Genomic DNA, 7,936 nt, shown 5'->3' on the forward strand with positions numbered 1-7,936 from the left:
GAGGCCCGCGCGATCAATCGCAAAGCGCACCGGCAGGCGCTGAATTGCCACATCATGCACGACCTGATCATAGCCGCGCTGCAAGAAGGTGGAATAGATCGCGCAGAAGGGCTTCAGCCCCCCCGCCGCCAGCCCCGCCGCAAAGGTCACCGCATGCTGTTCCGCAATGCCCACATCGAAACAGCGCTTGGGAAACCGCTCGGCAAACAGATTGAGGCCCGTGCCATCCGGCATCGCCGCCGTCACCGCCACAATCTTGTCATCCCGCGCGCCCTCGGCCAACAAGGCCTGCGCGAACACCTTGGTATAGCTCGGCGCGTTGGATTTCGCCTTCACCTGCACCCCGGTCAGCACGTCGAACTTGGCCGTGGCATGGCCCTTGTCCAGCGCTGCCTCGGCGGGGGCATAGCCCTTGCCCTTCTTGGTGATCACATGAATCAGCATCGGCCCGGTCGCGCGCTCATGCACCGTGCGCAGCAGCGGCAAAAGCTGGTCCAGATCGTGCCCATCCACCGGCCCGACGTAAGAGAACCCCAGTTCCTCGAACAGCGTGCCGCCCACGGTCATGCCTTTCAGCATTTCCTTTGCCCGCCGCGCGCCCATCTGCAACGGCTCGGGCAACAGGCTCACCATGCCTTTGGCCGCCTGTTTCAGGTCTTGCAGCGGCGCCTCGGCATAAAGCCGGCTGAGATAGCTCGACAGCGCCCCCACCGGCGGCGCGATCGACATTTCATTGTCATTCAGGATGACAAACAGCCGCTTGCCCAGATGGCCCGCATTGTTCATCGCCTCAAAGGCCATGCCCGCGCTCATCGAGCCATCGCCGATCACCGCAATCGCATCGCCGGGGTCGCCGCCCAGATCCGCCGCCGCCTTGAACCCCAGGGCCGCCGAGATCGAGGTGGAGGAATGCGCCGCCCCGAACGGGTCATAGGGGCTTTCGCTGCGCTTGGTGAAGCCCGAAAGCCCGCCCTCGGTGCGCAAGGTGCGGATCCGGTCGCGCCGCCCGGTCAAAATCTTGTGCGGATAGCACTGATGCCCCACATCCCAGATCAGCTTGTCGCGCGGGGTGTTGAACACGGCGTGAAGGGCCACCGTCAGCTCCACCACACCCAGACCCGCGCCCAGATGCCCGCCGGTGACCGAGACCGCGCTGATGGTCTCAGCGCGCAATTCATCGGCCAGCTGCCGCAGCTCGCGGTCGCTCAACCCCTTCATATCCGAGGGCACGCGCACACGGTCAAGGATCGGGGTCTTGGGTAGATCGGTCATGGCAGGCCCTCCTCGGGGCGCGTCAGCTTTGCCGCGAGATAACGAAGCGCGCCGCTGCGATCAAGGCAGCGGCCCCCTCGCCATAGGGCGAAAGGGCGTTTTCCGCCACCGCAACCAGATCCCGCGCCCGCGCCCGCGCGCCTTCCAGCCCCAGAAGCGAGACGAATGTGGCCTTGCCCGCCTCGGCATCCTTGCCGACACGCTTGCCGGTGGCGGCCTCGCTGCCCTCCACATCCAAGATGTCATCGGCAATCTGGAAGGCAAGGCCCAGCGCCTCGGCATAGGCGCGCAGCGGCGCAGGGTCGGCCCCGGCCATCAAGGCCCCGGCCTCGGCAGAAAAACAGATCAGGGCGCCGGTCTTCCCGGCCTGCAACCGGGTGATCTCGGGCAGGGTCAAGGGCGCGGGCGCCGTTTCCGCCGCAATATCCAGCGCCTGCCCCAGCACCATGCCCTGCGCCCCACTGGCCCGCGCCAGGCCCGCCACCAGGGCCAGCCGCCGCTCTGCCGCGCCCAAGGCCGGGTCGCACAGCAGCTCAAAGGCCAGCGTCTGCAAGGCATCGCCCGCCAGCACCGCCGTCGCCTCGTCCCATTTCACATGCACCGTGGGCAGGCCGCGCCGCAGGTCGTCATCATCCATGCAGGGCATATCGTCATGGATCAGGCTATAGGCGTGCAGGGCCTCCACCGCCGCCGCCGCACTGACCGAGGCCTCCGGCGCCACGCCATGCAGCCGGGCCGATTCCATCACCAGAAAGGCCCGCAGCCGCTTGCCGCCCTGCACCGCATAGCGCATGGCCTGCACCACCGGCACATCGTCCAGACCGGCCAGCGCCGCATCCAGCCGCGCCTGCACCAGCGCCGCATCGGCCTGCAAAATATCCTGAAAAGTCAAAGCCCCTGCGCTCACAGACCCTGCGCCGGGGTGGTGCCCACGGCCCGGCCCTCCTGCGCGCGGATCAGCTCGACCTTTTCTTCCGCCGCCTTCAGGCGCGCCTCGCAATGCGCCTTCAACTGCGCGCCGCGCTCATAAAAGGCAATGCTCTGCTCCAGCGCCACATCGCCGCGCTCCAGCTTGCCGACCACAGCCTCCAGTTCGGCCATCGCCTCCTCAAAGCTCATCTCGGCAATCGGCTTCTCGCTCATGGGTCTCTCCGCAGCAGCACTTCGACATGCGCCGCCGCACAGGCCGCCAGCGCCGCCAGATCATATCCGCCCTCCAAGGCGGATACCACCCGCCCGCCGCAAACTTCCTCGGCCAGATCGCAAATCGCATCTGTCAGCCAGACAAAATCCGCCACCTGCCAGTTCAGCCCCGCCAGCGGGTCATCCTCATGCGCGTCAAAGCCCGCGCTCAGCAGAATCAACTCCGGCCTGAAATCGCGCACCCGGCCCAGCGCCCGGGCCCAAACCGCCCGCATCGCCGCGCCGCCACTGCCCGCCCGCAGCGGCAGGTTCACCACCTGCCCCAGCGCGCCGCGCTCCTCCGCCGTGCCGGTGCCGGGGTAAAGCGGCATCTGATGGCTGGAGACGAACAGCGCCCGCGCCTCGTCCCACAGCAAATCCTGCGTGCCATTGCCATGATGCACATCGAAATCCAGCACCGCCACGCGCGCCAGCCCGTGATGATCCAGCGCCCGCTTGGCGCCAATCGCCACCGATCCGAACAGGCAAAAGCCCATGGCCTGCGCGGTTTCGGCATGATGCCCCGGCGGGCGACAGGCCACAAAGGCGTTCCGCGCCTCGCCCGCGATCACCGCATCCACCGCCGCACAAACCCCGCCCACCGCGCGCAAGGCCGCCGTCAAAGACCCCGGCGCCAGATAGGTGTCACCATCCAGCATGGCCAACCCCGCCTGCGGCAAAGCCGCCTCCACCCGCGCCAGATAGCGCTCCGGGTGACAGCGCAACACCTCCGCCCGCTCCGCCACCGGCGCCGCGCGCCGCGCCACCGCCAGCCCGGCCAAAGCCGCCTCCACCGCCCGCAGCCGCGCCGCCTGCTCCGGGTGCCCCTCCGGCTCCCGATGCAAAAGACAATCGGCATGCGCAAAAACCAGCGTCATCGCTTCAACCTGATCCAAATATCCTCAGGGGGGCCCGGGGGGCAGAATGCCCCCCGTCTTAACTGGAACGGCGGGGCAGAATGCCCCCCGTCTTTACGATTGGCGCGGGGCAGAATCTCCCCCGTCTTAACTGAAACGGCGGGGCGCAACACCCCGCCTCACATTCAGCCCTGCGCGTCCTGGCACTCGATCGCCCGCGCCAGCGCCGCGTCGGTGCCCGCCAGATTGATCGTCATCACCGGGCCGGAATCGGTCGACAGCTCCATGCTGTTCTTCTCGGCCAGCGCCAGCAGGAAATCCATGCTGTCAAAGGGAATGTCGACGCCCGGCATCTCGTCGATATACAGGCCCTTGCCCTCACCCTTGTAAACTTCGCCATCCAGGCTGAAGGACAGCGGATAGGCCATGCCTTCCTCAATATCGCCCCAGGCCTCGTTCGAGGCCCAAAGATAGCCCGTATTCGCCGCCCGGTCGAACCCGATCCGCACATCCGAGCCATCCTCGAACTGCGCATTGATCAGGCAGCCATTGCCGATGGTCGGGTCGATCAGGATCTCCCAGCCCTCCACCGTGTCAAAGGTCTGCAACTCTTGCGCCTGCACCATTACCACCGACGCAGCCAAAGCCATGCCGGACACCAGCAGTTTCGCAACCTTCATTCTTGCCTCCATCACCGCCTCTGCGGCAGCCAAGGGCACAGTGACGAAGGCCCGGCCCTGCGTCAATCTGCCAGCCGTCAATCCGGCTGCAACATATAGCCCGCGCCGCGCACGGTTTGCAGGTAGCGCGGCTGTTTCGGGTCGGCCTCGATCTTGCGGCGCAGCCGGGTGATCTGCACATCCACCGCGCGTTCCTGCGCCTTCTCGCCCGGCTCCTCGGCCGGGCCAAGGTCGCCCACCAGCCGCTCGCGGCTCACCGGCTCGCCGGGTTGCGCCGCCAGCACCCGCATCAGCTGCGCCTCGGTCGCGGTCAGCCGCACCGGATCGCTGCCATGCCACAGCTCGCCGCGCTCCATGTCATAGCGCACCTCGCCCAGATGCAGCACTTTCGGCCCCGGAGCCTGCGCCTTCGCCGTCGGCATCCGCCGCAGGATGGCATTGATCCGCAGCAGCAATTCCTTCGGCTCGAAGGGCTTCACCAGATAGTCATCGGCGCCGGCCTCCAGCCCCTCGATCCGGTTCGCCGCCTCGCCCTTGGCGGTCAGCAGCAGGATCGGCACGCCCCCCGATACGCCGGGCCGCGCGCGAATGGCCCGGGTCAGCGCGATGCCATCCTCGCCCGGCATCATCACATCCAGCACCAGCATATCGAAATCAAGGCCCTCCAGCAGGCGGCGCGCCTGCGCCGCATCCCGCGCCACCGTCACCAGAAAGCCGTTGCGGATCAGGAACTTCTGCAAAAGCCCGCGAATGCGCTCGTCATCATCCACCACCAGAAGATGCGCCATGGCCTCGCTCATGCCCCGCCCTCCTTCAGCGCCTGATATTGCCGCTTCATCTCCGGGTCCATCATCGCCTCCAGCACCTGCCGGAAGCCCTGCACCGCCTGCGGCCCCGCCGCGCGATAGGCCGCCCGCATCCGCGCCCGCTGCGCATCCGACAAGGCCCGCTCCAGCTCGGCGCCCTTTTCGGTCAGATAGAGGTGACGCTCGCGCTTGTCCTGCTTGCCCACCCGGCTTTCCACCAGACCATCATCCAGCAGGCTGCGCAGCACCCGGTTCAGGCTTTGCTTGGTGACGCCCAGAATGTTCAGCAGATTGTTCACCGTGGTGCCGGGGCTGCGATGCACGAAATGCAGCGCCCGGTGATGGGCGCGGCCATAATGCATCCCGTCCAGAATCCGGTCGGGATCGGCCGTGAACCCGCGATAGGCAAAGAACATCGCCTCGATGCCCTTGCGCAATTGCTCGTCGGTCAGGAACAGCAGGCTTTCCCCGCCCGGCCCCGGCTCTCTCATCGCCGCCTCCCCATGCTTGGCCGCAAGTTACGTCAGCCTTATTGACTTTCCAAGCCACAACCGCTAGCCAATCGCAGATTTTGCGCAACTTTTGGCGCAATACCGCGCCACGCTGCGCAATATTTGCAAAATGGGGGAGAGGCCGATGGCTGGCTATGATGATCGGGACGGCAAGATCTGGATGGATGGCGCGCTGGTAGAGTGGCGCGAGGCCAAGGTGCATATCCTCAGCCACGCCCTGCATTATGCCTCCTCGGTCTTCGAGGGCGAGCGTTGCTACAATGGCAAGATCTTCAAATCGACCGAGCATTCGCAGCGCCTGCTGAAATCGGGCGAGCTGCTGGACATGCCGATCCCCTATACGGTCGAACAGATCAACGAAGCCAAGGAGGCCGTGCTGGCCGCCAATGGCCTGACCGATGCCTATGTGCGCGCCGTGGCCTTCCGGGGTGCGGGCGAGGAGATGGGGGTGGCGTCGCTCGGCAACCCGGTCCGTCTGGCCGTGGCCTGCTGGAGCTGGGGCGCCTATTACGGCGATGCCAAGATGAAGGGCGCCAAGCTCGACATCGCCAAATGGAAGCGCCCCTCGCCCGAAACCATCCCCACCGCCGCCAAGGCCGCCGGGCTTTACATGATCTGCACCATGTCCAAGCACGCCGCGCAGGCCAAGGGTTGCTCTGACGCGCTGTTCTTCGATTATCGCGGCTATGTGGCCGAGGCGACCGGGGCGAATATCTTCTTCGTGAAGGGCGGCGAGGTGCATACGCCGCTGCCGGACGCGATCCTGAACGGCATCACCCGGCAAACCGTCATCGGCATGCTGCGCGCCAAGGGCATCACCGTGCATGAGCGCCACATCCTGCCCGCCGAGCTGGCCGAGTTCGAGCAATGCTGGCTGACCGGCACCGCCGCCGAGGTCACGCCGGTGGGTCAGATCGGCGATTACGTGTTCGAGGTCGGCGCGCTGACCCGCGACATCGCCACCGAATATGAGGCGCTGGTGCGGGCGTAAACCCGCCCCCCATGGCCGAGGCCATTGCCTCGGTCACGCGGCACCGTTTCCACATCGGGCCGGTGGCGAGACGCCACCGGCCAGCGCTGATCCGGTCTTGCGGCGCCGTTCCCTCAGGGCCGGGGAAACGCGCTGCGTTTCCGGAGTCCGGCCCAGCGCACCCGACACCAAACACGACGACGCCCCCTAATGGCCGAGGCCATCGCCGAGGTCATGTGGAAACTTCTCCACATCGGGCCGGTGGCCCGAAGCCCCCGGCCAGCGCCCGCCCTGCCGGGGGCGGGTGCTTCACACCCGCCGGGCGGGCGCAGGCCTCTCGATCTTTTGCTGATCCGGTCTTGCGGCGCCGTTCCCACAGGGCCGGGGAAACGCGATGCGTTTCCTCATTCCGGCCCAAACTCGCCACCGTTCCCCCATGACCAAGGCCCAAGGCCACGGCCAAAGCCCCCCCCCCCGCTCGCCAGCCGGGTATTTCCCGCCAAAACCCGGGTAGTCGCCCCAAAGACCAGAATGGCGGACAGGCAGGCCCACCCATGCGCATCGCATATCACCTCGGGGTGCATTGCACCGACGAAGACCGGCTCGTGCGCACCCTGCACCGCAATGCCGACATGCTGGCTGAACAGGGCATCGAGGTTCCCGCCCCCGAGCGCTACCGCAACCTGATCCGCGATACCGCAATCCAGCTCAAGGGCCGTGTCGCGCCCACCGAAACCCAGGCCATCGTGCTGGATCAGATCATGGATGCCGAGGTCGCCGACCGGATGGTCCTCTCCTGGGAAAACTTCCTCGCCTTCCCGGCCTGGGCGGTGAAGGGCCAGCTTTACCGCACCGGCGGCGACCGCATGCGCGCCATCTGCAACATCTTCCCGGAGATCGAGGCCGAATTCTTCATCGGCCTGCGCAACCCCGCCACCTACCTGCCCGACCTGCTGCGCAAGCAGCGCGGCCGCCCCTGGGCCGAGTTCATCGAGGGCACCGACCCGCTCGACCTGCGCTGGTCCGATCTCATCCTCAACCTGCTGGAGCGCAACCCCGGCGTGCCGCTCACCGTCTGGGCCGATGAGGACACGCCGCTGATCTGGCCCGAGGTCTTGCAGGCCGTGGCCGATCACCCCGACGGGCTGCCGCTTTCGGGGCGCGACGACTTGCTCTCCGGCCTGATGACCGCCGATGGCCTGCGCCGGATGGAGGTCTATCTGGAAAGCCACCCGCCCCAGACCCCCAGCCAGCGCCGCCGCGTCGTCTCCGCCTTCCTCGACAAATTCGCCGAGCCGACCCGGCTGGAAACCGAGATCGACGTGCCCGGCTGGACCGCCGAAACCATCGCGACCCTCACCGAAACCTATGAGCGCGATCTGGCCTATATCGCCACCCTGCCCGGCGTGCAGATGATCACCCCCTGAGCGGCGCGAAAGCGTATCGCCCGTTACAGTTTGCGCGCCGCAGGGCTGCAAAGCGTATAGGCCGTTACGCTTGGCCCGCCCAAGCGTATCGCCCGTTACCGCCGCAGCCGCAGCCCGGCGGCGTCAAAATGGAAGGCACGCGCCTGATCCGGCGTCAGATGCACCGCCTCCTCCACCGCGAAATCATGCTCGCCGAACAGCCGCACCGTCAAAAGCCCCTGCGTATCGGT

At 66.8% G+C, this 7,936-nt stretch carries 9 protein-coding genes; 2 read left to right on the plus strand and 7 right to left on the minus strand.

Annotated elements, in window-relative coordinates:
• The 7 genes from dxs to JNN06_RS08065 all read right to left on the minus strand — a co-directional run.
• Positions 1-1,272 (minus strand): 1-deoxy-D-xylulose-5-phosphate synthase (gene dxs / locus JNN06_RS08035; RefSeq protein WP_291239072.1); only part of this gene is annotated, 1,272 nt, incomplete at its 3' end.
• Between the two features lie 22 nt (positions 1,273-1,294).
• A complete protein-coding gene (locus JNN06_RS08040) occupies positions 1,295-2,164 on the minus strand; it encodes a farnesyl diphosphate synthase (RefSeq protein WP_291239073.1) in 870 nt (289 codons plus the stop codon).
• Positions 2,165-2,175: 11 nt separating this feature from the next.
• Complete coding sequence (locus JNN06_RS08045; protein WP_291239074.1) at positions 2,176-2,415, minus strand: exodeoxyribonuclease VII small subunit; 240 nt, start codon at positions 2,413-2,415, stop codon at positions 2,176-2,178.
• A complete protein-coding gene (locus tag JNN06_RS08050; RefSeq protein ID WP_291239075.1) occupies positions 2,412-3,332 on the minus strand; it encodes a histone deacetylase family protein in 921 nt (306 codons plus the stop codon). Before JNN06_RS08050 ends, JNN06_RS08045 begins: the two co-directional genes overlap by 4 nt.
• Before the next feature lie 164 nt (positions 3,333-3,496).
• Entirely contained in the window at positions 3,497-3,991 is a 495-nt protein-coding gene (locus JNN06_RS08055; RefSeq protein WP_291239076.1) for a hypothetical protein, read from the minus strand.
• A 77-nt stretch (positions 3,992-4,068) separates the two neighbouring features.
• A complete protein-coding gene (locus JNN06_RS08060; RefSeq protein WP_291239077.1) occupies positions 4,069-4,791 on the minus strand; it encodes a response regulator in 723 nt (240 codons plus the stop codon).
• Complete coding sequence (locus tag JNN06_RS08065; RefSeq protein ID WP_291239078.1) at positions 4,788-5,288, minus strand: MarR family transcriptional regulator; 501 nt, start codon at positions 5,286-5,288, stop codon at positions 4,788-4,790. Before JNN06_RS08065 ends, JNN06_RS08060 begins: the two co-directional genes overlap by 4 nt.
• Positions 5,289-5,433: 145 nt before the next feature.
• Between JNN06_RS08065 and JNN06_RS08070 the strand changes: the two genes are divergently transcribed.
• Both JNN06_RS08070 and JNN06_RS08075 read left to right on the plus strand, forming a co-directional pair.
• Positions 5,434-6,300, plus strand: coding sequence for a branched-chain amino acid aminotransferase (locus tag JNN06_RS08070; protein ID WP_291239079.1), 867 nt, complete (start codon positions 5,434-5,436; stop codon positions 6,298-6,300).
• Positions 6,301-6,833: 533 nt separating this feature from the next.
• A complete protein-coding gene (locus JNN06_RS08075) occupies positions 6,834-7,706 on the plus strand; it encodes a hypothetical protein (protein WP_291239080.1) in 873 nt (290 codons plus the stop codon).
• Positions 7,707-7,936 lie beyond the last annotated feature (230 nt).

Origin of the sequence: Gemmobacter sp., from assembly GCF_016792925.1 — a bacterium.
Lineage (GTDB): Bacteria > Pseudomonadota > Alphaproteobacteria > Rhodobacterales > Rhodobacteraceae > Gemmobacter.